At 63.2% G+C, this 25551-nt stretch carries 18 protein-coding genes and 6 pseudogenes; 11 read left to right on the top strand and 13 right to left on the bottom strand.

The window, feature by feature from the left end; all coding sequences use genetic code 11:
* Window positions 1-9 precede the first annotated feature (9 nt).
* The 3 genes and pseudogenes from A2G06_13115 to A2G06_13125 all read right to left on the bottom strand — a co-directional run bounded on the left by A2G06_13115 (window position 10) and on the right by A2G06_13125 (window position 3897).
* A pseudogene (locus A2G06_13115) lies at window positions 10-1978 on the bottom strand (cation acetate symporter).
* Between the two features lie 10 nt (window positions 1979-1988).
* Window positions 1989-2294, bottom strand: a complete 306-nt coding sequence (locus tag A2G06_13120; GenBank protein ID ANA41049.1) for a hypothetical protein — start codon at window positions 2292-2294, stop codon at window positions 1989-1991.
* A gap of 44 nt (window positions 2295-2338) precedes the next feature.
* Window positions 2339-3897 (bottom strand): annotated as a pseudogene (locus A2G06_13125) (acetyl-CoA hydrolase).
* A 430-nt stretch (window positions 3898-4327) separates the two neighbouring features.
* Here A2G06_13125 and A2G06_13130 point away from each other — a divergent pair.
* The gene (locus A2G06_13130; protein ANA41050.1) at window positions 4328-4750 is read left to right on the top strand and encodes a MerR family transcriptional regulator; all 423 of its coding nucleotides are present in this window, start codon (window positions 4328-4330) and stop codon (window positions 4748-4750) included.
* Window positions 4751-5557: 807 nt separating this feature from the next.
* Here A2G06_13130 and A2G06_13135 read toward each other — a convergent pair.
* Window positions 5558-5899, bottom strand: coding sequence for a hypothetical protein (locus A2G06_13135; GenBank protein ANA41051.1), 342 nt, complete (start codon window positions 5897-5899; stop codon window positions 5558-5560).
* Window positions 5900-6072: 173 nt separating this feature from the next.
* On the opposite strand from A2G06_13135, the gene A2G06_13140 reads away from it, so the two are divergent.
* Window positions 6073-6711: an amino acid transporter gene (locus A2G06_13140; protein ANA41052.1), complete on the top strand. Its 639-nt coding sequence runs from the start codon at window positions 6073-6075 to the stop codon at window positions 6709-6711.
* Between the two features lie 126 nt (window positions 6712-6837).
* On the opposite strand, the gene A2G06_13145 is transcribed toward A2G06_13140, so the two are convergent.
* Entirely contained in the window at window positions 6838-7131 is a 294-nt protein-coding gene (locus A2G06_13145) for a hypothetical protein (GenBank protein ID ANA41053.1), read from the bottom strand.
* 313 nt (window positions 7132-7444) lie between these two features.
* Here A2G06_13145 and A2G06_13150 point away from each other — a divergent pair, with 313 nt between their 5' ends.
* From A2G06_13150 to A2G06_13160, 3 genes and pseudogenes are all read left to right on the top strand, one after another.
* Window positions 7445-8563: an efflux transporter periplasmic adaptor subunit gene (locus A2G06_13150; GenBank protein ID ANA41054.1), complete on the top strand. Its 1119-nt coding sequence runs from the start codon at window positions 7445-7447 to the stop codon at window positions 8561-8563.
* Between the two features lie 6 nt (window positions 8564-8569).
* Window positions 8570-11677: pseudogene (locus tag A2G06_13155) on the top strand (acriflavine resistance protein B).
* A gap of 14 nt (window positions 11678-11691) precedes the next feature.
* Window positions 11692-12267, top strand: a complete 576-nt coding sequence (locus A2G06_13160) for a hydrolase (GenBank protein ID ANA41055.1) — start codon at window positions 11692-11694, stop codon at window positions 12265-12267.
* A 56-nt stretch (window positions 12268-12323) separates the two neighbouring features.
* On the opposite strand, the gene A2G06_13165 is transcribed toward A2G06_13160, so the two are convergent.
* The 3 genes and pseudogenes from A2G06_13165 to A2G06_13175 form a co-directional block, all read right to left on the bottom strand.
* The gene (locus A2G06_13165; protein ANA41056.1) at window positions 12324-12596 is read right to left on the bottom strand and encodes a hypothetical protein; all 273 of its coding nucleotides are present in this window, start codon (window positions 12594-12596) and stop codon (window positions 12324-12326) included.
* A gap of 11 nt (window positions 12597-12607) precedes the next feature.
* Window positions 12608-12856 carry a hypothetical protein gene (locus A2G06_13170; protein ID ANA41057.1) on the bottom strand — a complete coding sequence of 83 codons (249 nt, stop codon included), beginning with the start codon at window positions 12854-12856 and terminating at the stop codon, window positions 12608-12610.
* 13 nt (window positions 12857-12869) lie between these two features.
* Window positions 12870-14005: pseudogene (locus tag A2G06_13175) on the bottom strand (cysteine desulfurase DndA).
* Window positions 14006-14310: 305 nt separating this feature from the next.
* Here A2G06_13175 and A2G06_13180 point away from each other — a divergent pair.
* From A2G06_13180 to A2G06_13195, 4 genes and pseudogenes are all read left to right on the top strand, one after another.
* The gene (locus tag A2G06_13180) at window positions 14311-15228 is read left to right on the top strand and encodes a LysR family transcriptional regulator (protein ANA41058.1); all 918 of its coding nucleotides are present in this window, start codon (window positions 14311-14313) and stop codon (window positions 15226-15228) included.
* A 165-nt stretch (window positions 15229-15393) separates the two neighbouring features.
* Window positions 15394-15953 (top strand): annotated as a pseudogene (locus A2G06_13185) (osmotically inducible protein C).
* A gap of 295 nt (window positions 15954-16248) precedes the next feature.
* The gene (locus A2G06_13190) at window positions 16249-16569 is read left to right on the top strand and encodes a hypothetical protein (protein ID ANA41059.1); all 321 of its coding nucleotides are present in this window, start codon (window positions 16249-16251) and stop codon (window positions 16567-16569) included.
* A gap of 15 nt (window positions 16570-16584) precedes the next feature.
* Window positions 16585-17337 carry an SAM-dependent methyltransferase gene (locus tag A2G06_13195; GenBank protein ID ANA41060.1) on the top strand — a complete coding sequence of 251 codons (753 nt, stop codon included), beginning with the start codon at window positions 16585-16587 and terminating at the stop codon, window positions 17335-17337.
* A gap of 7 nt (window positions 17338-17344) precedes the next feature.
* On the opposite strand, the gene A2G06_13200 is transcribed toward A2G06_13195, so the two are convergent.
* Window positions 17345-17533, bottom strand: coding sequence for a hypothetical protein (locus tag A2G06_13200; GenBank protein ANA41061.1), 189 nt, complete (start codon window positions 17531-17533; stop codon window positions 17345-17347).
* A gap of 189 nt (window positions 17534-17722) precedes the next feature.
* Between A2G06_13200 and A2G06_13205 the strand changes: the two genes are divergently transcribed.
* Entirely contained in the window at window positions 17723-18154 is a 432-nt protein-coding gene (locus A2G06_13205) for a mechanosensitive ion channel protein MscL (protein ID ANA41062.1), read from the top strand.
* Window positions 18155-18267: 113 nt separating this feature from the next.
* Here the strand turns inward: A2G06_13205 and A2G06_13210 are convergent, their stop codons facing one another.
* The 3 genes and pseudogenes from A2G06_13210 to A2G06_13220 all read right to left on the bottom strand — a co-directional run bounded on the left by A2G06_13210 (window position 18268) and on the right by A2G06_13220 (window position 22526).
* A complete protein-coding gene (locus tag A2G06_13210; protein ANA41063.1) occupies window positions 18268-20247 on the bottom strand; it encodes an electron transfer flavoprotein in 1980 nt (659 codons plus the stop codon).
* Between the two features lie 73 nt (window positions 20248-20320).
* Window positions 20321-21663, bottom strand: a pseudogene (locus tag A2G06_13215) (electron transfer flavoprotein subunit alpha).
* Between the two features lie 44 nt (window positions 21664-21707).
* On the bottom strand, window positions 21708-22526 hold the full coding sequence (locus A2G06_13220; GenBank protein ID ANA41064.1) for an electron transfer flavoprotein subunit beta: 819 nt from the start codon (window positions 22524-22526) through the stop codon (window positions 21708-21710).
* Window positions 22527-22934: 408 nt separating this feature from the next.
* Here A2G06_13220 and A2G06_13225 point away from each other — a divergent pair, with 408 nt between their 5' ends.
* Window positions 22935-24401 (top strand): cytochrome C, encoded by a 1467-nt coding sequence (locus A2G06_13225; GenBank protein ID ANA41065.1) that lies wholly within the window; start codon window positions 22935-22937, stop codon window positions 24399-24401.
* A 401-nt stretch (window positions 24402-24802) separates the two neighbouring features.
* Here the strand turns inward: A2G06_13225 and A2G06_13230 are convergent, their stop codons facing one another.
* Window positions 24803-25363, bottom strand: coding sequence for a hypothetical protein (locus A2G06_13230; GenBank protein ANA41685.1), 561 nt, complete (start codon window positions 25361-25363; stop codon window positions 24803-24805).
* Window positions 25364-25551 lie beyond the last annotated feature (188 nt).

Genomic DNA, 25551 nt, shown 5'->3' on the forward strand with positions numbered 1-25551 from the left:
GTGGCAACATCAGTGATCACTGGCCTTGGCAATATCCAAACCCGTAATCTGCCGCACCTCGATCTCGTCGAACATCTCCTCGGCCCGCCGATCACGGAACAGCAGGGTGCAGAAAATGGCCGCAAAGAGCCCCAGCGGCAGGGAGACGATGGCCGGGTTCTTCAGCGGGAAGATCGGCGCCGTGAGGCCCACCATGGAGGTGCCGCCGTCGTTCTTCTTGAAGTCGACCCGGGCCTTCTCCAGCGCCTTCAGGTCCTTCTCGGCAAGCACGGCACCTTCGGCCTGCTTCTGCTCCAGGGTGACGACAACCTTCTTGGCATCGTCGGCGATCTTTTGCGGGTAGGTCATCACCGGCGAGACCATCACCAGTGCCAGAGCCGAGACGGTGCCGACCACCAGGCACCGACGGTGCCGGCGGTGTTGAATTTCTTCCAGAACAGCGACAGCATGACCGCCGGGAAGTTCCCGGAAGCAGCCACGGCAAAGGCCAGGGCCACCAGGGCCACGACGTTCTCCTTCTCCGCCATCAGCCCCATAACGATGGCAGCTATGCCGACGAAGAGGGAGGTGATACGCGCCACCCTCACCTGGGTCTGCTGGTCGGCCTTGCCGTCCTTGATGATGTTCACGTAGACGTCATGGGCGATGGCTGCCGATGCCGCCAGCACTAGGCCTGAAACCACTGCCAGGATGGTGGCGAAGGCCACTGCACAGATGAAGGCAAGGAACACATCACCGCCAATGCTACCGGCACCGCCACCCAGGTGCTGGGCCAGCAGCAGGGTTGCCATGTTCCCACCCTTGTCCACCGAGCTGATCAGTTGCGGAGTAAGGTAGAGAGCGGCACCGAAGCCGATCAGGTTGATAAGGAAGAAAAAGCTGGAGTTGATGAACAGAGCGACGACGATCGACTTGCGGGCTTCCTTGGCGTTGGGCACGGTGAAGAAGCGCATCAGGATGTGGGGAAGACCGGCTGCGCCGAGAGCCCAGGCGATACCGAGGGATATCTGGTCGAGCGGGTTCTTGAGGAACAGGCCCGGCTCCATGAAGCGCTGGCCGTAGTCAAAGCCCGGCTTGGGCAGGGCATCCTTCAGGACGTTCATCCTGACGTGATCCTGGATGTTCTGGCTGCTCACGATATCGGAGAAGAAGCCGATGGGGTTCATGCCGGCCTTCAGCATCACCAGAAATGCCAGCAGCACCGTACCGGTCATCAGCAGGCCGGCTTGATGATCTGCACCCAGGTGGTGGCCTTCATGCCGCCGAAGACAACGTAGGCCACCATGAGCACGCCGACACCGATGACCGAGAAACGGTAGGGGATGTCCAGCAGTACCTGCATCAACTTGCCGGCGCCGACCATCTGGGCGATGAGATAGAACAGGGAAACGGTCACCGTGGAGATGGCGGCCACGCCACGCACCGTCTTCGGGGCGGCGCGGAAGGAGAGGATATCCCCCAGAGTGTACTTGCCGGCATTACGGCAGGGCTCCGCCACCACCAACAGGATGGCGATGAACGAGAACATGGGTCCCACCGCATACATGAAGCCGTCAATCCCGTAGAGGGAGATGAGGCCCGACATGCCCAGGAACGAGGCGGCGGACATGTAATCGCCGGCGATGGCCCAGCCGTTCTGGAGACCGGTGATGCCACCGCCGGCAGCGTAGAAGTCGGCAGCCGACGTGGTGCGCTTGGCCGCCCAGATAACGACACCGAGCGTAATGGCAATTATCGCCATAAACATGGTGATAGTAATTGCCCGGTTGGGCTTGACCTTTGCCGGGGCCTGGGTTGGTGCCGGGGCCTGGGTTGGAGCCGGTGCCGGCGCTTTCTGAGCATCCTTGGCAACCGCAACGGAACTGACCGGGGCAGTGGCGACCGGCGCCAGGACTGATGTCTTGGCCGGCTCGGCCGCAACGGAGGCCGTGGCCAGCGACAGGAAAACAAGCAGCGTTGCAATCATATAGTTATGCATGATTTTCCTCCTATCTGATTTCCCTGACGAGTTCGTCAGTCAGTCGGTCAAATTCGTTATTGGCGGTCTTCGTGTAGATGATTGCCACGACAAAGGCCATGACAAACTGGGAAAGAATGAAGAGGTAACCGAAGTTTATGACACCGACAATCTTGACCTTGAACAGCTCAGGGAAATAGCCCGACAGTATGGGCAGCAGGAAATAGAATACCGTTGACGCGAACCACCAACTGAAGAGGAATATCCTCTTCTTCCGTTTCAGTTCGAGATACTTGGTGTTCTGCGCTATCTTGCTCCAATCGTAAGTTTCTGCCATGCCAGTACCTCCTCTCGTTGAATTACGTACCCGGATCAGTGCCTCTAGTTCCAGTCGGATATTTTCATGGTCCCGTTTTCGGCCAAGTGCTCCTGCATCTTGAACGCCTTGAAGAGGAGATGCGGTTCGTGTCCGATGCCGCGCTCGAAGCCGAGCCTTTCGGCCCGCTCGTAGTAATCGGTGAGGATCGGCCGGTAATCCGGATGCACGCACTTGGCGATGATCTCGCGCGCACGTTCGCGCGGACAGAGACCGCGAAGGTCGGCCAGCCCCTGCTCGGTGACCAGGATATCGAGATCGTGCTCGGTATGATCGACGTGAGTGGCAAAAGGGACGACGCAACTGATCCCGGTCGGATCGCTCTTGCTCGGGCGCGTCGAAGGAGTGTGCATGATCGAAAGATAGGCGTTGCGGAGGAAATCGCCGGAGCCGCCGATGCCGTTGATCATGCGGCTGCCGTTGATCAGGGTCGAGTTGGCGTGACCGTAGATGTCAAACTCCGCCGGTGTGTTCATGGCAATGACGCCAAGGCGACGGATGGGCTCCGGATTGTTACTGATCTGCATTGGCCGCAGCACGACCCGACTGGTGTACTTCTCCCAGTCGGCATAGAGACGCTGAAAGCCGCCTTCCGAGAGGGAGAGGGAGGTCGAGGAGGCGAAGTTAAGCTTGCCGGAATCGAAGAAGTCAAGCATGGTATCCTGGATCACTTCGGTCCAGACATTGACGCCACTGAACGGCCCCTTGACCATACCGCCGACCACGGCATTGGCAATGTTGCCGACCCCGGACTGCAACGGCAGGAGGTTTTTCGGCAGCCGCCCGGCCTTAACTTCGGCCTGGAAGAAGTCGAGGATGTAGGTGGCGATTTCCTCGGAAACCTCGTCGGGGGGGGAGAGGGCCCGGCCGCGATCGGGCATGGTCGACTCGACAACGGCGACAATCTTGTCCGGATCGCAGGGGACATAGAGAGAGCCGATGCGATCGTCGACCCGGCTGATCAGGTACGGTTTCTTGAAGGGAGGCTTCTCCGTCATAACGATGTCGTGAATCCCCTCGAAGGACGGGATCGCCGTATTGATCTCGACGATCAACCTGTCCGAGTGCTGGATCACCTCCGTCGCTGCTCCGATGGAGCCGGCGAGGATGATCGATCCGTCCTCGGTGATCCCCGAGGCTTCGATCAGGCCCAGGTCGAATCCACCGCCGCGCTGTTTGGTATAGAAACCGTAGGCCAGATCCTGGGCATAGAGGGAGAGATGCTTGTCCCCCATCCGCACCGTGCCGTCATTGACCTGTCTCTGCACCACCTTGCCAGTCTGGTAGGGCCAGCGTTTGTCGGTCATCTGGAGCGCGGCCCAGCGGTCCTCCACCTCGCGCCGATGGAGGCACCTATGAAGAGATTGAAGCGCATCTTTCCCTGAAGATTGTTCTTTTCCACGTAGTCCGCCAGGGCAAGCGGCACTACCTTTGGATAGCCCACCGGCGTGAATCCCGACCACCCCAAGTCCATGCCGTCCCTGAAGAACTGCACTGTGTCCTCCGGCTGCATTACCTTGGGCAACAAACTCTTCTTCCTGATTCGTTCTGCCAGACCGGCCATATAAACCCCCGTTCTATTCTATTGTTGCCTTCGGGCGAAAACGCTCGACAAAAGACCTTGATTGCACCGCACGCGCGGATTGCCATTACGTAAAGGTTAGTAACTCCACACGAACAATCAGCCACCACAATCGCCAAGCACTCACCCGTTATTTACCAACAAGCCAACACCAATCCAGCGTCATGATTACAGCACATTAACCGGCTTGGACATGTTACAGAAATTACCCCGCAGCCACCCCGCGCTCACAATCAAACAGCTTTTTGAATATTCTCTACATTTCATTTACGTACATGTCAAGCATTTTTAAAACTGTTTTTTGCAAATATGTTTTTTACGGCATAGCGTTCAATTTTAACGAGTTATCATCGTTGACAATCCGACAGAGCAGGGATAAGGTCTTTTTCAAACTTGACGTAAAGGAAAGCCTATGGATAGCCCAAAAAACGGCAATGAAGAGGTCGTGACCATCGGCGAGGTTGCCATCACCCTTGGCCTGACGACGAGGACCCTCCGCTACTGGGAGGAAGTGGGGATCATCGAATCGGTCCAGCGGTCTGACGGAGCGGTCCGGGGCTACACGCCCTACACGATCCGTCGGATCAAATTCATCATGAAGCTGAAAGAACTGGGGTTGACCATCAAGGAGATGCAGGATCTTTATACAGTTTACGGCGAAGCGAAGCAGACCGAACGGATGATCCCCCGCCTGGTGGAAATGCTTGACGAGCACATCAATCTGATCGACGCGAAAATAGCCAACCTCTCATCCTTGCGCAAGGACATCGTTGACTACCGAAAACGTATTGCCCAGAAGCTTGCGGATAGCGTTGAAGGAAAAAGAATGGCATGACCAGGAGACGGCAACCACTTGCCCTGTCCTGCCGTTGAGAGACGTTCGGCCCCTGCACGCCGAACACCACCAGGCTCGGAGGAGGATTTCTGGAAAATTCCGGATGTATTACGGCCAGAACCTCATCGTGACGAAGGCACAAAAGGTGAGACTCAGGCTGAAAAAGCACTCAACCGTTTTATCGCCTGAAGCCATTTCGGCCCTTAGGGCCGGCGACACGATACATTGGTCGCTTCGCCACCCCACGGGCTCTTGAGCACTATGCCGTCCGGATAGACACAGGGGAACTCCCCTTTGATGGGGCGGTTTCGCCACTGCTCGACCTTGGCGTAGACCTTCTTAGTTGAGGTTGCTGATTGACCTTGGTTCCCCACAGGATTTCGGTAATGCCTTTGATGCGCCGCGCTGAAACGCCAGCCAGGCACATCTTGATCAGAGCCTCTTCCACCGAGGCTTCACGGCAGCGGCAGCACGATGGTACCCCTGAGGGGACATGTTAATTTGTTGACGAGTCCCTTTTTGTTCACTCGCCACCGAGCAGATCAACTATTCCCCCATAGTTTCCCCAAACATACATATCGAGACCATGTCTCAAGGGATTCTAAAGCCATCAAGACAGGAAAAACCTGATGGGCTGGCGCTCAGAAGACCGCTTCCGGGGAGAGTACGCTGTGGCAGCTCAGCGCCTCATCGATTTCCGCCTTGCCCTGGCTTCCTGGCGGCCCCGCTCGCGCTCAATGACGCAGATTTCATTACCCCAAGCATACCGTTGAACATGTCACGACATTGGGCCTCGCCCTCCACGGCTCAGTATCCGTAATCCAAACTCTCGATCCGCACCACCCGGCCGTTTTTCAGGATCACTTGATACTGGAACTGGTTGGGGCCGAAGTTGAAGATCCAGTCATCAATAGAAACGGTGGTCAGCCTCCGCCCGCCGCTGCTCTGCCACTCACGCGCGACTCTTCTGTCTTCGCGGTTCGTGGCGGTGGCGGGCTGGCCGCACTTGGCCAGCACTTCCCCTGCCGTGGTCCCGATGGAGACGATGCCCTTGGCGCACATCATGGTGCCTGTATCGGTGGTGCTCCCAACGGCGGGCGCTGCCGCGACGAGCAGTGCGGCGATAACGGTGCGAAGCGGTGCGTTCATGGTTCCCTCCCCGGGCGGCCCCGGCCATCCCGTGCCATGAATTCTGTGTAACCGCCCGGAGGGCATAAGTCAAACGGCAGCATGAAGAAAAATGCCCCACCGTCACGGAGGTGCGTCTTGCGTCCGGGTCTGCGGTCGGCTATAACAGGGGGCGAGAGAGGGGACGCCACACCATGCCGAGCCAGCTTGCCATTACGCCGCTTCTGAGCGGCTTCGGCCTCGGGGCCGGACTGATCATCGCCATCGGAAGCCAGAATGCCTTTGTGCTGCGCCAGGGGCTCAAGCGGGAGCACGTCTTTACGGTGTGCACGGTCTGCTTCCTCTGCGACGCGGTGCTGATCGGGCTGGGGGCGGGTGGTTTCGGCACGCTGGTGGGGTCGTCGCCGCGGCTGATGGGGCTCGCCCTGTGGGGCGGGGCGGCCTTTCTCTTTGCCTACGGGCTCCGCTCGTTCCACGCGGCCCTGCGGCCGGGAAGGCTTGAGGCGGCCGGCGACGGCGGCAGTTTGGACGGGCCGGTCAAGGTGGTCCTGACCACCCTGGCCCTGAGCCTCCTCAATCCCCACGTCTACCTGGATACGGTGCTGTTGCTGGGGAGCCTGGCGGGGCAGTTCGCGGGACGGTCCCGGGCCCTCTTCGCCCTGGGGGCCATGGGGGCTTCGCTGACCTGGTTCTACGGGATCGGCTACGGGGCCAGGGTGCTGACGCCGCTCTTTCGCAAGCCCGCGGCCTGGCGGGCGCTGGACCTCGTGGTGGGCTGCACCATGTGGGGGATTGCGGCGAACCTGATCTGGTCTGATCTGACGGGCGGATGAACGGAATGTTCGGGATCGGGAACGACAGGAGCTCTATCGCGGCGATTCTGGTGTTCCAGGACGTGCCGGGGCCGGGGACGCCTCCTGCCGCGGACAGGCGAGGAAGCGGAGGCGCCCCCCGGGACCCTACCGGTTTTCCATGAGGTTCTTCAGGATCAGGTTCGCCTCCTTGAGCTTCTTGTCAAGACGGTTCAGTTCGTCGGCGCCATAGACGGCCGTTCCCTTGCCGATCTCGGCCCGGAGCCGGGCGATCTTCTGCTGGAGGCTGTCGGTTTCACGGGCGCAGTTCCGCACCAGCATCTCGCACTCTTTGATGCACTGTTCGTCCATGGTCTTGTGGACGGCCCCATGCTCGACGGCCAGGGCGGGCATGACAGTGAAAAGGGTGAGGGTGAGTGCCGTGGCGATATGCTTTTTCATGACTGTTCTCCTTGCGGGGTGTGATACGGCATCATTGCCGCTGTCATGACTCCCTTCTTCACAACCCGTACCAAAGAGATACTTGTTGATATTACTGAGATTTCAAGCCACTCACCCGCCCATCACGCCATTGAGTGCACAGTATTCCCCTACAGGTGGAGAATATTCTCGGCCTGCCCCGGCACGCCCCGGCCGACAGGGGATTCAAAAGCCATATTGCATAGCGTGGTAAGGATGCTATAACCATAGGGCGCTGCCCGGCGCAGAAGGGACGGCGCCACCATTTTCCATTCCGGACGGAGTTGCCCATACCATGAAAAAGCGCATCATTCTCACCATCATCGGCCTGGTCACGGTCATTGCCGTGCTGGGCGGCATCAAGGCGCTACAGATCGGCACCATGATCGATCACGGCAAGAAGTTCGTGCCGCCGCCCGAAACGGTTTCAACGGCGCCGGTAACGGCGGAGTCGTGGGAGACGGCCCTCACGTCGGTCGGCACGCTGACCGCGGTGCAGGGGGTCACGGTGGCAGCCGAGCTGCCGGGCAAGGTGGCGCAGATCGCCTTCGAGGCGGGGGCGCCGGTGACCAGGGGAGCCCTGCTCCTGCGCCAGGACACCAGCAACGAGGAGGCCCAGTTGCCGGGCGCCCTGGCCGAGGCGAAACTGGCCCGCGCCAACCTGCGCCGCTCGGACCAGTTGCTGGCGGAGGGGATCATCGCCCAGGCCGACCACGACAGCGCCGTGGCCACGGCAAACCAGGCCCAGGCCCAGGTGGACAACATCCGGGCCACCATTGCCAAGAAATCGATCCGCGCCCCCTTTTCGGGCCGCCTCGGCATCAGGCAGGTGAACCTGGGACAGATCCTGCGGGAGGGAGACCCCATCGTGACGCTCCAGACCATGGACCCCATCTACGTGGACTTCACCCTGCCCCAGCAGCAACTGCCGCAACTGCGCAAGGGGCTGACGGTGCGGGTGACCGGCGATGCCCTGCCCGGCGAGACCATCGAGGGGCGGGTCACCGCCATCAACCCGGAGGTGGATGCCGAATCGCGCAACATCAAGGTCCAGGCCACGGTGGCCAACCGGGGGGAAACGCTGCGCCCCGGCATGTTCGTGAACGTGGCGGTGGGGCTCCCGGTGCGGGAGAAGGTGCTCGCCATCCCGGCCACGGCGGTGCTCTACGCGCCCTACAGCGATTCGGTCTTCGTGGTGGAGGATGCCAAGGACAAGAAGGGGAAGGTGCTGCGCCAGCAGTTCGTGCGCCTCGGCACCAAGCGGGGCGACTTCGTGGCGGTGACCAGCGGGCTCAAGGAAGGCGAGCAGGTGGTGAGCACCGGCGTCTTCAAGCTGCGCAACGGCCAGGCCGCGGTGGTGGACAACAAGCTCGCCCCCGAGTTCCAGCAGGCGCCCACGCCTGAGAACAACTGATCCGCCATGAACATCACCGATCTTTTCATCCGCCGCCCCGTGCTGGCCCTGGTGGTCAGCCTGGTCATCGTCATTGCCGGCCTCCAGGCGATCCGCAGCCTGAACGTGCGCCAGTACCCCCGCAGCGAGAACGCGGCGGTGACGGTCACCACCGTGTACGTGGGGGCCAGCGCCGACCTGGTGCGGGGCTTCGTCACCACGCCCCTGGAGCGGGCCATTGCCGCGGCCGACGGCATCGAGTACATGGAGTCCCAGAGCACCCTGGGGCTCTCCACCATCAAGGTGCGCCTGAAGCTGAACTATGACGGCACCAAGGCCCTGGCCGAGATCAGCTCCAAGGTGGACCAGGTGCGCCGGGACCTGCCGCCCGAGGCGGAGGTGCCGGTCATCAACATCGAGTCGGCCGACAGCGAGTTCGCCTCGGCCTATCTGAGCTTCTCCTCCGACATCCTCCAGCAGAACGAGATCACCGACTACCTGGTGCGGATCGTCCAGCCACGCCTCTCGGCGATCCAGGGGGTACAGCGGGCCGACGTGCTGGGGGCCCGCACCTTTGCCATGAGGATCTGGCTGAAGCCCGAGCGGATGGCGGCCCTCAACGTGAGCCCGGCCCAGGTGCGCGAGGCCCTGGCGGCCAACAACTTCCTGGCCGCCCTGGGGCGGACCAAGGGGTCCCTGATCCAGGTGAACCTCACCGCCAACACCAACCTGAACACGGTGGAGGAATTCCGGCAACTGGTGGTGCGGCGCCAGGACGGCGCCTGGTACGGCTGTCAGACATCGCCGACGTGTCGCTGGGGGCCGAGGACTATGACGCCGAGGTCCGCTTCTCGGGCCAGACCGCCGTGTTCATGGGAATCTGGCCCCTGCCCAACGCCAACTCCCTCGACGTGATCAAGCGGGTCCGGGCGGAAATGGCGGCCATCCAGAGGGACCTCCCCTCTGGGCTCCAGGCCCGGGTGGCCTACGACGCCACCGATTACATCGACAACGCCATCCGGGAGGTGCTCAAGACCCTGGGCGAGACCCTGCTCATCGTCATCGTGGTGATCTTCCTGTTCCTGGGCTCCCTCCGCTCATCCCTGGTGCCGGTGGTGGCGATCCCGGTGTCGCTCATCGGCGCCGTGTTCCTGATGCAGGCCTTCGGCTTCACCGTGAACCTGCTGACGCTCCTGGCCATCGTCCTGTCGGTGGGTCTCGTGGTGGACGACGCCATCGTGGTGGTGGAGAACGTGGAGCGGCACATGCGGGAGGGACAGTCACCCCTGGAAGCGGCGTTTCTCGCGCCCGGGAGCTGGTGGGGCCCATCATCGCCATGACCATCACCCTGGCCGCCGTCTATCTTCCCATCGGCCTCCAGGGGGGGCTGACCGGCTCCCTGTTCCGGGAGTTCGCCTTTACCCTGGCCGGGGCGGTGACCATTTCCGGGGTGGTGGCCCTGACCCTGTCGCCGGTCATGTCGGCCAAGTTCCTGAAGCCGGGGGCCGGCGAGCACGGCCTGGCCGGGCGGATCAGCCGCGACTTCAACCGGCTCAGGGATGCCTACGGCCGCTGGCTCGACGCCACCCTGGCCGCCCGGCCGGCGGTCTACACGGTCTGGCTGGTGGTGAGCCTCCTGGCCATCCCCATGTTCACCATGTCGGCGCGGGAACTGGCCCCCACCGAGGACCAGGGGGTCATCTTCGGCATCCTGGACGCCTCGGCCAACTCGACCCTGGACCAGACGAGCCGCTACGCCGCCGCGGCCAACAAGGTGTTCCTGGGCATCCCCGAGACCGACTTCACCTTCCAGATCACCTTCCCCAACTCGGGCTTCGGCGGCATGGTCACCAAGCCGTGGGACAAGCGGGAGCGGACCGTGTTCCAGATGATGCCCGAGGTGCAGCAGAAGCTGGCCGCCATCCCCGGCATCCGGATGTTCCCGGTGACCCCGCCGGCCCTGCCCGGGGGCGGGCAGTTCCCGGTGGAGTTCATCCTGGCCTCCACGGCCGATACCGGGCAGATCCTCGAATTCGCCCAGAAGCTCCAGTTGAAGGCCATGCAGAGCGGCATGTTCGCCTTCCCGCCCCTTATCGACGTGAAGATCGACCAGCCCGAGGCCCGGTTTGAGATCGACCGGGACAAGGTGGCCGCCCTGGGGCTCAACCTGGAGCAGGTGGGGGCCGACCTGGGCGCATGGTGGGGGGGAACTTCGTCAACCGCTTCGACATTGCCGGGCGGAGCTACAAGGTCATCCCCCAGATCGAACGGGTGGGCCGCCTCAACCCCGAGCAGCTCTCGTCGGTCTACATCACCGGCCCCGAGGGAAAACTCATCCCCTTGTCCACCGTTGCCAGCCTGAAGGAGACCGTGGTCCCCCGTTCCCTCAACCGGTTCCAGCAACTGAACGCAGTCAAGCTGAGCGGGGTGGCCGTGCGCCCCCTGGACGAGGCGCTCCGTTTCCTGGAGGGGGAAGCGACAAAAATCCTGCCCCAGGGGTACGTGCTCGACTACACCGGCGAATCGCGCCAGCTCCGCACCGAGGGGAACAAGTTCCTCCCGGCCTTCGCCCTGGCCATCGTCCTGATCTTCCTGGTGTTGGCGGCCCAGTTCAACAGCTTCCGGGACCCCTTCGTCATCCTGGCGGGCTCGGTCCCCCTGGCCATCTTCGGGGCACTCATCTTCACCTTCCTGAAGATGCCCGACCCCAACGTGGCCTTCTGGACCCACGGCTGGACCACCACCCTCAACATCTACTCCCAGGTGGGACTGGTGACCCTGGTGGGGCTGGTGTCCAAGAACGGCATCCTGATCGTGGAGTTCGCCAACCAGCTCCAGCTCCAGGGGCTGTCCAAGCACGACGCCGTACGCCAGGCGGCCATGACCCGTCTCCGGCCGATCCTGATGACCACCGCGGCCACCATTGCCGGCCACTTCCCCCTGACCCTGGTCTCCGGCGCCGGCGCTGCTGCCCGGAATTCCATCGGCCTCGTGCTGGTGGGGGGGATGTTCGTGGGCACCCTCTTCACCCTGTTCGTGGTCCCCTCCATCTACATGCTGGTGGCCCGCGACCACAGCCGCGACCGGGAGCGGGAGGCGGCGGTGGCGGCCGAAGGTGCGGCGACCAATCCCTGACCCAAGGAGACACCATGAGCTACCGACCCACCCGTGACGATGCCTGGAACCTGCTCGCCGAATACGTGCCCAGCGACAACCTGCGGCGGCACGCCCTGGCCGTGGAGGCGGTGATGCGCCACATGGCGCGCAAGCGGGGCGAAGACGAGGAGATGTGGGGAATCATCGGACTGGTGCACGACATCGACTACGAGCGCCACCCGGACGAGCACTGCGCCCATGCGCCGGAGATCCTGCGTTCCCGCGGCTGGCCCGAGGAGTACATCCGGGCGGTCCTTGCCCACGGCTGGGGCCTGTGCACCGACGTGGAGCCCCTCACCGACCTGGAGAAGACCCTCTACACCATTGACGAGCTGACGGGGCTGGTGGCGGCCGCCGCACTGGTCCGGCCGTCACGGAGCATCCTGGACCTGCCGGTGAAGAGCGTGCTCAAGAAGTGGAAGGACAAGGCGTTTGCCGCCGGAGCCAACCGGGGGGTCATCGAGCAGGGGGCCGCCATGCTCGGCATGGAGCTGGCCGACCTGATCGGGGAAACCATCGAAGGGATGAAACCGGCGGCCGAGGAGATCGGCCTCAGGGGCACCCTCTGACAGACTGTTGAAAAACTGGCGCAGGGACCGGATGCAAGCCGGCGGACAGCGGAAAACTACTGACCTGCCGGGCTGCGACCCGCCTCCTCCAGCCGCCTGATGCTCCCTTCCAGCACGGCGTTGTTCACCCCCATCCCCATGTAGCCGGTCTGGCCGTAGGTGTCGTAGAGCGCCACCTGTCCGGCCAGGTCGGCGATATCGGCCGCCAGGCGCCGGTAGCGCTCCGGCTGATCGGCGATGCGGCAGAGCCGTTCGGCCAGAAAATCGGGCAGGTCGTTCTCCTCCCGGGCCCGGGCAACGGCCCGCCGCAGTTCTTCGAAGATATCCATGCCATCCTCCCTCATTCGTCCAGCCACCGCAGGGTCCGCTTGATGTCCTCGTGGTCGTAGGCCCACTTGCAGCAGCCGGTCTCGGCATAGGGATCGTACTCCCTCACCTGGGCCACCAGAATCTCCACCAGGTATTCCTTGCCGGCGTAGCGCTCCGGGGAGCGGGCCACGGCCAGGGCCGGGTCGGCCAGCCAGTGGGGGAGCTCGCCCTGCTCGAACTGGGCGAGCGTTGCCTGTTCCAGCTCTTCGAAAACGGTCATTGAAATCTCCTCGTCATGATGTGCGTAGTCCGTGCAGGATGGAGACGACCTCGTCCCAGTCCACGGCCGGGGTCAGGTGGCACCAGGAGAGTCGCAGCGACGTCTCGACCCGCTCCGGGGAAAGCCCCATGGCGGTGAGGACGTGGCTCGGCGCCCGGGTGTGGGAGGTGCAGGCCGAGGTGCTCGACACGGCAATGATCCCCTTGAGGGCGGTGATGGCCCGGTCGGCCTCGATGCCGGCCAGGGAAAGGTTGACGGCATGGGGAAGGACGTGGTCCTGGTCTCCGTTGAGGGTCGGCTCCAGGGGGGCCAGGGCGGCCAGGAGGGTCTCCCGGAAGGTGCGGTTGACGGCGGAGCGCGCCCCGTGGGTACGCAGCGCCAGCTTGGCTGCCTCGCCGAATCCGGCAATGAGGGGGACGGGCAGGGTTCCGGGCCGCAGCCCCTGCTCCTGGCCGCCACCCAGCATCAGGGGCCGCAACGGCGGAAAGGCGCGGTCCCGCTTGCGGGCGATGAGAGCGCCCACCCCCTTGGGGGCGTAGATCTTGTGGCCGCTCACGGCGATCAGGTCGATCCGCGGATTGCGCAGACCGTCGATCTCCTTGCCGAAGCCCTGGGCCGCGTCCACGTGCCAGTAGGCGCCGTGGCCGTCCAGTATCTCAGCCAGTTCGACCAGGGGCTGGACCACGCCGGTTTCGTTGTTGACGTGCATGGTGGACACGAGAAGGGTATCCGGCCGGAGCGCCGCACGCAGCCGGTCAGGGTCCAGGCGCCCCGATGCCCCCACGGGGAGGAGCTCCACCTGGAATCCGCGGCGCGCCAGCTCCTCCAGCGGTTCGAGCACTGACTTGTGCTCGACGGCCGTGCCGATCACATGCCGTTGCCCGCGTGCCAGGCCGTGGTCCGCCAAGCCCAGGAGCGCCAGGTTGTCGGCCTCGGTGGCCCCACTGGTGAAGATCACCTCGTCCCGCCGGGCAGCCACCACCTCAGCCACCTGGCCCCGGGCATGCTCAACCGCCAGCCGCGCGAACACGCCGAAATCATGGATGGGGCTCGCCGCGTTGCCGTAATCCCGCTCCATGAAGCGGGTCACCACGCCATGACGGCCGGTTCCAGGGGGGTCGTGGCATTGCAGTCCAGGTAGACGGTCATATAATCCTCCCGCTCCGAACGGTGAGTGGGGACGCGGAGCCGCTGCGTGTGTCCCTGTGCTGATACTAGTCACCTGAACTCGATAAATACAATAGATTGTTTTTATCGTTTCGATAACGAAATGCTATAATCAACCAACACCGGATGCACAGCGGGCAACCCCGTGATAAAAGGGCTTGATCGCCTGAGGACAGCCGCTGGCTTCCCGCAGGCAACGTCTTTGCCAATACGGTCACCCCTGCAACCCATACCGATCAGTTATGGTTCAACAGCATTGACCGGCGCGCCCGCACGAAAGGCCACCCATGGAAATCAAGCAGTTGCGCTTTTTCATCGAGATCGCCCGGAAACTGAGCTTCACCCGGGCGGCGGAAACGCTCCACATAGCACAGCCCGCCCTGAGCACCGCCATCAGGAAGCTGGAGGACGAGCTGGGGCTTACGCTCTTCAACCGCAGCGACCGGAAGATCGCTCTCACGGCGGAGGGAGAAACCTTCCTGCGCCACGCAACGGCAATCCTTGACGACGTACGGAAGGCGGAGCGGGAGATGGCCGACATCCGTGGACTAACGGCGGGGGAGGTACGAGTGGGGGTGACTCCGATGCTCAGCACCTACTTTTTCCCCAAGATCATCGCCGGGTTCAAAAAGCGCCACCCTGCCCTGCAGCTATCGGTGTACGGTGACAGCGCCGCGCGGATTCAGCGAATGGTTGCGGGCGGAGAGCTCGATATGGGGGTTGTGGCCGGCAGCGCCATCCCGGAGGACCTGGAATACCATCATCTCCTCCACGAGGAGATCGTTGCCTGCGTCCCGGCCGACCACCCCCTGGCCGGCCGGAAGTCGGTACCCTTTGCCGAGCTGCTGCGTGAACCGCTGATCCTCTTCAAGGAGGGATACCATCTGCGGGAGCTGATCGACGAAGCCGCGGCCCACGTCGGGGAAGAACCCCGGGCGGTGTTCGAGACGAACCTCTTTACTCTCATCAGAAACCTGGTCCTGGAGGGAATCGGGATTTCCTTCCTGCTGCGGATGGTGGTGGCCGGCGAGAAGGATCTGGTGGCGCTGCGTTGCGATCCCCCCCTCCACCTGGATCTCTTCATCGCCTGGAAGCGGCAGACAGGGCTCTCGCGGGCAAACCGCGCCTTCGCCGACTACCTCATTGACCAGACCGACGAGTACTACCGGCTGTCGGAGATGTACGGCTCGTTCCCGTTGCCCTAGCGATCATCCTTGACTCCCCTCGAAACCCTGTTACGTTTTGAGCAAAAACCATCCTGACTGCCTGCCGCATATTCCAGCAGTCGCCCCCCATCGAGCCGCACTCCGGGGAGGGTATCCGCCCCTTCCCGGAGGGGCCGGGCCGGTCAAAGGAAAGGAGGATTCACCATGTCCCAGGCAAGGGCAGTAAACGGCGTGAACGTGGACCAGCTCATGGCCACCATCGAGCAGATCAAGCAAAGCCGGAGATGGCACTGTTCAAATTCCGCGCCGCCAACCAATGGGTGGGGGGGACCCACAACCAGGCAACCATCAGGGATTTCTACGGGGCCGGCGCCGAAGACGACACCCGGAAGCCGATGGTGTTCGACCTGGACGAGCCGCCGGTGCTGCTGGGGGACAACCGGGGCGCCAACCCGGTGGAATACCTCCTGGTTGCCCTGTCGGGCTGCCTCACGACGAGCCTGGTGGCCCATGCGGCGGCCCGGGGCATTGCGCTGCGGGGGGTGAAATCCCGGTACGAGGGAGATATCGACCTGCGGGGCTTCCTGGGATTGTCAGAAGAGGTGCCGGCGGGATACCGGGAAATCCGGGTCTTCTTCTCCATCGACGCGGACCTGACCGACGGGCAGAAGGAGGAACTCATCCGGATGGCTCAGAAATATTCGCCGGTGTACAACACCGTTGCCAAGCCGGTGCCGGTTTCGGTCCTGCTGGACCGGGGCTGACCGCCCCGCCCCCCTATGCGGGTGGTCCCGGTCGGGGTCGGGATGCGCGGTGGCACCCGAAAAAGTGATTTCAACCACTACCCTTCCGCCAGACTCTCGTCCAGTTCCCGACAGACCGCCTCCATCACCCCGTAGCGCCTAAAAAATCTTTCAAAACAACACACTACATGCTGCACGCCAACTGTCACGGAGGACCGCGACCCCCGTGGTCATGGGGCCTGACCATTTGATTGTTTGCCAGGACCGGGTATGCTTCTCATGACATTCGCCATTCGGGAAGAAGACAGAGGCCACCATGATCATCACCACCACACCCACCATCGAGGGAAAGCGGATCGTCCGCTACTGCGGCGTCGTTGCCGGCGAGGCAATCCTCGGCGCAAACCTGTTCAAGGATCTGTTCGCCAATATCCGCGACATGGTGGGCGGTCGGTCGGCCACCTATGAGCGGGAATTGCAGCGGGCGCGCGACATTGCCCTGCGGGAGCTGGCAGAGCGGGCCGAGGAACTGGGGGCCACGGCCGTGGTGGGGGTCGATCTGGACTACGAGGTCATGGGACAGGGGAACGGGATGCTGATGGTCTCGGCCAGCGGTACGGCGGTGGTGGTCGAGTAGAGAGGGAGAGGACGCATGGCGGAGGGGTTCAAGGACTATTTTTCGGACACGTCCGATGCGTACCGCACCTATCGCCCCGACTACCCGGACGGGCTCTTCGAGTGGCTTGCCGGACTGCCGCCCCGCCGGGACGCCGCCCTCGACTGCGGCTGCGGCACCGGCCAGGCATCGGTGGCCCTTGCCCGCTACTTTCCCCGGGTCCATGCGGTGGACCCCAGCGCCGACCAGATAGCCAACGCCATCTCCCACGAGGGGGTGGTGTACCGCGTGGCTCCGGCTGAACAGACGGGACTGCCCGGTGCGAGCGTGGATCTGGTGGTGGCCGCCCAGGCGCTCCACTGGTTCGACTTCGACCGGTTCTATCCGGAGGTGCGCCGGGTCGGACGGCCCGGTTCCGTGTTCGCCGCCTTCAGCTACGGCCTGCTCTCCATCGACGCGGATCTCGACCGGATCATCGGCCGGTTCTACCACGAGGTGATCGGCCCCTACTGGCCCCCCGAACGGACCCACGTGGACAACGGCTACCGCGCCATCCCCTTCCCGTTTCCTGAAATCGCGGCGCCCCCCTTTGCCATGGAAGCCCGCTGGGAACTGGAGCACCTGATCGGCTACCTGGAAACCTGGTCAGCGGTCAGGGAGTACCGGCGGCGGCGCGGTGTGGACCCGCTGGCAGCGCTTGCCCGGAAGGTGCGTAACGCCTGGGGTGCCCCGGAGGTAACAAGGACTATTGCCTGGCCCCTGGTACTGCGAGTGGGACGCATCGGGTAGGACAGTGTCAGCCCTGCCGGTGCGGTATGGATGCCAAGGCTTCCTTGAGGTCCGCCAGGGCCTGCTCGATCTCCGCCACGTTCGCCTCGATCTCCTGCAACTCGCCGTTCACGTCCAGTCTGTCGGCAAACTCCTTGATGACCGCCATGTACCCTGCCAGCAGCTCATTGACCCGCGACGTCTCGATATGCGTCATGTGGTGCCTCCTTACGGTTGTTCCGGCCGCGCCGATCCGCCCTGCGGCCGACGGAAACCAGTATAGCCGGCCTTCCCCTTCTGGCAAGTGCCCCGCAAAAGGGGCACGTTCCCCCTTACAATCGGGCCAGAATGTGATAAAAGATTCTACTGTCGGCCGAAAGGTCAGTCCACTACACGGAGGTGCATGATGTTCAAGGAGTTCAAGGAATTTGCCATGAAGGGGAATGTGGTCGATCTGGCCATCGGTGTGATCATCGGCGGCGCGTTCGGCAAGATCGTCACATCGGTGGTCAACGACATCGTAATGCCTCCCATCGGCCTCCTGATGGGCAAAATGGACTTCTCCAACCTCTTCGTCGACCTGTCGGGCAAGGGCTACGAGAGCCTCAAGGCCGCCAAGGACGCAGGCGCGCCGGTCATCAGCTACGGCGCCTTCATCAACACGGTCCTGGACTTCGTCATCGTGGCCTTCGTGATCTTCCTGGTGGTCAAGCAGATCAACCGCCTGAAAAAGGAGCCGGTGCCCGCCCCGCCCGACACCAAGGAGTGCGCCTTCTGCTGCTCCGCCATCCCCCTCAGGGCCACCCGCTGCCCCCACTGCACGTCGGAACAGAAATAGCTTCATCCGGGCGGCGGCACGCTTACCGCTCCCGTGGCGTGACGAGACGAAAAAAGGGCGCTCCCGACGGAGTGCCCTTTTTTCATTGCCAACCTCTGCCGATGAGCGCGGCGCTACTGAACCGGCCGCATCCCCTCGGCCACCACCTCGGCGATGTCCTTCACCCGGGTCTGGCCCGCCTGCTTGTCCTTGAGCCCGTCCTCGAACATGGTCATGCAGTAGGGGCAGGCAACGCAGATGGTGTCGGGATGCTTGGCAAGGGCCTCGGTAACCCGGTTCAGGTTGATCCGGGTGCCGGTCTGCTCCTCCATCCACATGCGGCCGCCGCCGGCGCCGCAGCAGAACGAATCCTCCCGGGCCCGGTCGAACTCGGCCGGGGCCGCTCCGGTGACCGCGGCCACCACTTCCCGCGGGGCCTCGTAGACGTCGTTGTGCCGCCCCAGGTAGCAGGAGTCGTGGAGGATGATCTTCCCCAGATCGCTCACCCGGCGGTCCAGTTTCAGCCGGCCCTCGGCCAGGAGCTGCCGGATCAGTTCCGCGTGGTGGATCACCTCGAGCTCAATGCCGTACTGGCGGTAGTCGTTCTTGAGGGTGGTGAAGCAGTGGGGGCACTGGGTGATGACCTTGGTCACCCCCCGCTCCCGGAAGAGGGCCGCATTTTCACGGGCCATCCGGTCGAAGACGTACTCGTTCCCCAGGCGCCTGAGGCTGTCGCCGCAGCACTTCTCGTCCTTGCCGAGTATGCCCCAGGAAACGCCGGCCGCGTCGAGGATCGTTGCCAGGTTGACCGTCACCTGCTTGCTGCGGGAGTCGAAGGAGCCGGCGCACCCCACGTAGAGGAGGTACTCGGTCTCGCCTCTGGCAAAGGGCTTCACCTCCAGGAGGGACGCCCACTTGGTCCGCTCGCCTGGGGCGATGCCCCAGGGGTTGGAGCGTTGCTCCATGTTCTCGAAGAGGTTCAGGAGCTCTTCCGGGAACCGGGCCTCCATCTCCACCAGGTGGCGCCGCATCCCCACGACCTTTGGCAGGTGCTCGATAAAGACCGGGCAGGCCTCCATACAGGCCCCGCAGGAGGTGCAGGCCCAGATGGCCTCCTCGGACACGCTCCCAGGGCCGCCGTCGCCGATGAGCGGCAGGGTCGGCACCCCGCCCCGCTTGAGAAGCGGTCCGTTGGCCAGAAGGTTCACCTTGATGTCGTTCACCACCTGGCGGGGATTCAGGGGCTTGCCGGTGATGTTGGCGGGGCAGACCTGCTGGCAGCGTCCGCACTTGGTGCAGGCAAAGGGATCGAAGAGATCCTTGACGGTGAACCGGTCCACCTGGCCGACGCCGAAGGTGCGCCCCGCCTCGAAGACTTCGGGGAGCTGGGTGTTGGGCTTGATCCCGGTATGGAGGAAACAGTTGGCAATGGCCGTGAAGACGTGCAGGTGCTTGGTGAAGGGGATCAGCACCGTGATGAAGGAAAGGAGCGCGCCGGCGTGGAGCCACCAGTAGAAGTTGAAGGTGGCCCCGATGTGCTTGGGCGTCAGATCGGCCAGGAATTCACCGAAGAAGGAGGCGACCGGCATGAAGGCTGCGGCCCGCTCCTCGCCCCGGGCGATCTCGGCGGCGCTCACTCCGAAAAAGGCGATCATGTGAACGGCGATGAGCAGGAGGATCAGGTATGATTCGAAACTGCGGGCCTCGGGATAGGGGGGAAAGAAGGTCCGCCGCACCAGGGCGATGACGATGGCTGCCAGCGTGAGGGCCGACATGATGTCCGACAGGAACCGGATCGGCACGTAGAGGGCATCGGGCAGCGCCGACAGGCGGGCCGCCGGGAAGACCCCGCTCACCACGAATTCCACGTTCACGAAAACCAGGACCATACAGGCCCAGAAGATGACCAGGTGGTTCAGGCCGAAGAATTTATGGAGCACCCGCTTCTGGACGAAGGCGTACAGCAGCATCTCCCTGAGCCCCTCGCCGATCCCCCGGAACGTGTAGCCGGGACGGCCAAGGGCAATGAGGCTCAGCTTGCGGTAGAGGCTCCAGACAAAGAATGCCAGGGACGCCAGGAGCAGTGGAGCAAAAACGGCAGGATTCGGATGCATGTACGTGAACCTCGTAGCAATGAGCGAGATGGTGTATTGCGGGCTGGTCGGGCAGCGGCTTCCCGGATGTTCCCTAGCGCCCGGCCCCCGGCCCCTGATTCTTCAGCTCCCGGATGCGCTGGGTAATGGCCGGGACAATCTGGAACAGATCACCCACGATGCCGTAGGTGGCCACCTGGAAGATGGGAGCGTCCTTGTCGCGGTTGATGGCAATGACCACGTCGGAGTCCTGCATCCCCACCAGGTGCTGGATCGCCCCCGAGATCCCGCAGGCGATGTAGATCTTGGGCCGCACCGTCTTCCCCGTCTGGCCCACCTGGCGCTCGTGGGGCATCCAGCCGGCGTCCACGGCGCTGCGCGACGCCCCCACGACCCCGCCCAGCTCGTCGGCCAGTTCCTTGAGGATGGAGAAGTTCTCCGGCGCCATCATGCCGCGGCCGCCGGAAACGATGAACTCGGCGCCAGCCAGGTCCACGTGGTCGCCCTTCTTGTCCCGGATGATCTCCAGGACCTTGGTCAGGATGTCGGCCTCGTTGATGGCGCACTGTTCGCGGACGATCTCGCCCGTGGCACCCTCGATTCGCTCCGGCATCTTCATGACGTGGGGCCGCACCGTGGCCATCTGGGGCCGGAACCGGTCGCACATGATGGTGGCCATGATGTTCCCGCCGAAGGCGGGGCGGGTCTGCCTCAGGTTCCTCTTGTCGTCCACGTCCAACCCGGTGCAGTCTGCGGTCAGGCCGGTCTTGACCCGCGTGGCCACCGCGCCCGCCAGGTCGCGGCCCATGCCGGTGGCGCCCATGAGGATGATCTCGGGCTTGTACTTCCCGATCAGGTAGCAGCAGGCTTCCAGGTAGGGTTCAGTCCGGTAGTGAAGAAAGACTTCCTGGTCCAGCAGATAGGCCTTGGCGGCGCCGTAGGCGAACGACTCGCGGCAGAGATGCTCCACGTCGCGGCCGATGACCACGGCGCACAGCTCGGTGCCGAGGCTGCGGGCGAGCTCGCCCCCCACCCCCAGCAGTTCCCAGGAAACCTTGGCCGGCTCACCCTCGGTCTGCTCGATGAAGACCCAGACCCCCCGATAGGCCGCGAGCATCCGGGCCAGGGCAGCCTCTTCCTCGTCCACCTCCTCGGCGGCCCCGCCGGCTCCGGCGGCCTCCTGCTGGCGCGCCAGCTCTTCGAGGATCTTCAGCTCCTCGGGGGTGAAGAACATCTCCAGGGCCTCGGCCGGGCAGACCTTGACGCACTTGACGCAGCCGATGCACTTCTCGCTGAGAATGATCGGCTCGCCGGCGTCGTTCATGTCGATACAGTTGACCGGACAGGCGCTCTGGCACCGGGCGCCGCAGGCGATGCACCTGCCTCGATCAGCCGCGCCCGGCCCCGGGGTTTCTTCGGTTTTACCGGTTGAGTCATTGAAATACCTCGTGTATGCGTTCACGCGTTCAGGCGTTGATTCGTCACACCGCCAGCAGGTCCTTGGCCAGCAGTTGATTGATCAGCAGGTGGGCCGTGCCCACCGGATCTCCCATGCCATCACCGATGATCTCTCCCTTGGCCCGCTCCGGCGAGAAGATGCGGCTCACCCAGGTGGGCGACCCCTTGAGGCCGACGCTGTTCACGTCGAGGCGCAGGACCTCATTGTTCCAGACTTTGACTGCGGCGCCAACGGAGGCGAGCCGCAGGGGAACGGTGGGATAGCGGGGGCGGTTCAGCTCGCGCACCACGGTGATCATGACCGGCAGCGGCGCCTCCACCACCTCGTAGCGCCCCTCCAGCTTGCGCCGGACCCTGATCGTGCGGGCCGCCGCGTCCAGGTGTTCGATCCGGTCCACCAGCGTGAGCTGGCTGAACCCGAGGCGAACGGCAATGCCCGGCCCCACCTGGGCGGTATCGCCGTCAATGGTCTGCTTGCCGCAGAAGACGATGCCGATCTCGTCGCCGGCCTCCTCGGCGATCCGCTTGATGGCGGCGGCCAGTACGTTGCTGGTGGAGAGGGTGTCGGCGCCGCCGAAGCAGCGGTCGGAGCAGAGGATCGCCTCATCGGCGCCCATGGCCAGCGCCTTCTTGAGGGCGGCTTCGGCATTGGGCGGTCCCATGGAGAGCGCCACAGACGTGAAGCCGTAGCGGTCCTTGATCCGCAGCCCCTCTTCCAGGGCGTGGGTGTCATAGGGGTTGACGATGAACGGGATACCCTCCCGCACGAGGGTGTTGGTTACCGGATCGATCTGGACCTGGGTGGTATCCGGAACTTGTTTGATGCAGGAAATGGCGAGCATGCATATCCTCCGGCCCGTCAAGGGCTCAGCCGTGAAGGCGGGGGCACTGTCCTTACGTTAAACAGACGGAGCACTATAGCAGAAACAGAAAGACCTAATCAAGCATAGTGTGCTTAAAATGTAGGCATATATTTTTATCTACACTAAATATGCCTATTATTTAACCTGCGCCGCACCACATCGTGCCGCGGCAGCCTCCCCCGTGCTCCCTGGCTGGCGAAAGCGAATGGCTTGCGCCCCACGACATCAGCCTGGCACCGGCTAACTCCGCTTTAGCCGGCACCTTAGAGCAAAAACGGAATTTTGTTGCTTGCAGCTTGACGGTTCCTTCCCGAACTGGTACACCTATTAGTGCGCCCTAACCAACGGTGCGAAACCACTCAGGCATTTTGATTCAAGGAGGAAACAATGAAGCAACGTTCCACCCTGCTCGTACTCCTGGCCGTTGTCGCGGCACTGTTGTCGGCGGCCGGAGCGGTCCAGGCCCGCTCGCCGGTCTTCGACGTGGACAAGGAGTTCTACCCCTACTACCCTTCACTCATCAAATGGAACAAGTCGACGGTGCCGTTCAACGCGCCGGAGGTCTGCGGTTCCTGCCATGAGCAGCAGTTCAACGAATGGAACGGATCGGTCCACAGCCTCGCCTTCAGGGATCCTATTTATCAGGGTGAGCTGAACAAGGCCGTGAAGGCCGTGGGCCACGGCATCTCCCGCCAGTGCGAAGGCTGTCATTCCCCCGTCGGCATGGTCACCGGCGAGATCAAGGGGCCCGGCTTCCAGGGACTTTCCTCCATGGCCATGGCGGGCGTCTCCTGCGACGTCTGCCACTCCATCAGCGGCGTGACCCACTGGCAGACCCCGTCCCACGAGCCCGAGAACGGCTCCTTCATCCTGACCCCCGGCGTGGAAACGGCCAACGGACAGGTCCTGGTCAAGCGCGGCCCCTTCAAGCCCTCGTCGGAGTGCGGCGGCGGGTTCCACCAGTGCGAGGAGTCCGACCTCCACCTGCGGGCCGACCTCTGCGCCTCCTGCCACCAGGTCTACCACTACGACGCCCACTTCCCCATCGAGGCAACCTACCTGGAGTGGAAACACGGCCCCTATGCCCAGAAGTCGATCCTCTGCCAGGACTGCCACATGGTCGACCTCGACACCTTCAAGCGCTCCGCCGATCAGCTCGTGATCCCCGACCGCAAGGAGTACCGCCACTATTTCAACGGCGCCAACTTCCTGCTGACCTACCTGGCTGCCGGAGCCGCGAAAAAGGCCGGGGACGAGGACCTGGCCAAAAACCTCATGCGGCAGTACGAAATGGCGGTCCAGCGCCTGAAGATGGCCGCCGACCTTGAGGTTACCCCGGTCTATCGGAACGGCAGGCTCGCCGAGCTGATGGTACGGGTGAAAAACATCCGTGCCGGCCACAACCTGCCCACCTCCCTCACCAACGTGCGGCAGATGTGGCTGGAGGTCACGGCCAGGGACGAACGGGGAACGGTTCTCATGACCAGCGGCACCCTCAACCCCGACGGGAGCCTGCCGGCCGAGGCGCGTTCCTTCACCTCGGACGGCATGGGAAATGACTTCCACTTCGCCATCGACCCCTGGGTGGTGACGGCCTTCTCCAAGCACGAGACCATTCCGCCCAGGGGGTGGAAGGATGTCCACTACGGCATCCAGGTGCCCGAGGGGGTCGGCCGGATCACCGTGGAGGCGAAGCTCCGCTTCCGCCAGGCGGACCAGAAGGTGGCCGAGGCCCTGCTCGGAGCGGTGCCCAGTGATATCAACCTGGAGCAGATCTACGGCCTCAAGAGCGTGCCGCCCCTGCCGGTGGTGGATATGGTGGTGAAGCAGGAGACCGTGAAGACGGTCCCCTGACCGCGGCGCGCCAGTTCGTACTGGCAGAAGTCGTAGAGGACGCTCACCTGAGAATTGATGGCATTGACCCTGTCTTCCGGTTCCGACTCCCTGCAGAATCCCGAAGCACCTTTTTCGTGGATTTCGCAGCCGGTTGCGTCGCAATAGTCGGGTCTGGCCATGGCGACCTCTGATGTTTCTTACAAAAGGAAACGCCGCCATTCTCCGGAATGGCGGCGTCGTTGCCGCGGCTACTTCCATCCTGCTCGCTGGTTGTTCAAATGCGCCCTTGCACCCCACGCGCCAATCGCCAACCTGCCGATTTATGGGATGAGTGCAGCAAGGACTGCTGCCGGACAACCAGCATCGCAGGACAAATTCGCTCGTTTTTTTATGCAGCACCTGGTGCGGCGGCGAAAGGGCTACCAGGTGCGGAAGCGCCCCGAATCCAGGTGGACAAAGCCTGAGCGCGGATAGTAGCCGACCCCTCCGCACCGGACGCCCACGGCCAAGTCACGCAGGACCGCCAGGTTGACCCCGGGCACGGCGATGTCGATGGCCTTTCCCTCCATGTGAAGGCTCTGCTTTGCCACCGCGCCATTGCGCTCGCTGAGGATCCGGTTGTATTCGGGGGACCGGTAGCCGGAGATGATGCGGAACTCCCTGCCGCCCCCCAACTCCTTGTCGACCATGTTCAGGTACTCGATCACCGCCAGGTCCATTTCGGTGTGCTGGTTGGTGAAGTGGCAGCGAAGCAGCCAGTTGATGGCGTTGAGGGCATCCAGGTCCACCTCGCCGTCCGGGGTCCGATAGGTTACCGACAGGTGCTCGCCCGTATGAATGTTGCGCAGGGAGAGCCTGCCGACAGGGTAGCTCTCTTCCAGAAATTCCGTGGCCAGGGCAGACCCTATGCCCCTGAGGCAGAGCACCCCCAGCAGTGATGCCCTGAGGAATCCCCGCCTGCTGAAATAATGATCCGACACGCCATCCTCCACCGGAAACCAGTTGCTCATGTGGTAACAAAAAGGTGAGTGAAATGTCAATCTTGCGTCCCCCGGGCCGCTCTTTTCCAGTGAGTAGCACCACCCGGCCCGCATTATCCAATAACGCCAACTAGGTACTGATGCGTAATTTTTGCATTGCCCTACCTATTTCATTTTTATAGAATCAC

Origin of the sequence: Geobacter anodireducens (assembly GCA_001628815.1) — a bacterium.
GTDB lineage: Bacteria > Desulfobacterota > Desulfuromonadia > Geobacterales > Geobacteraceae > Geobacter > Geobacter anodireducens.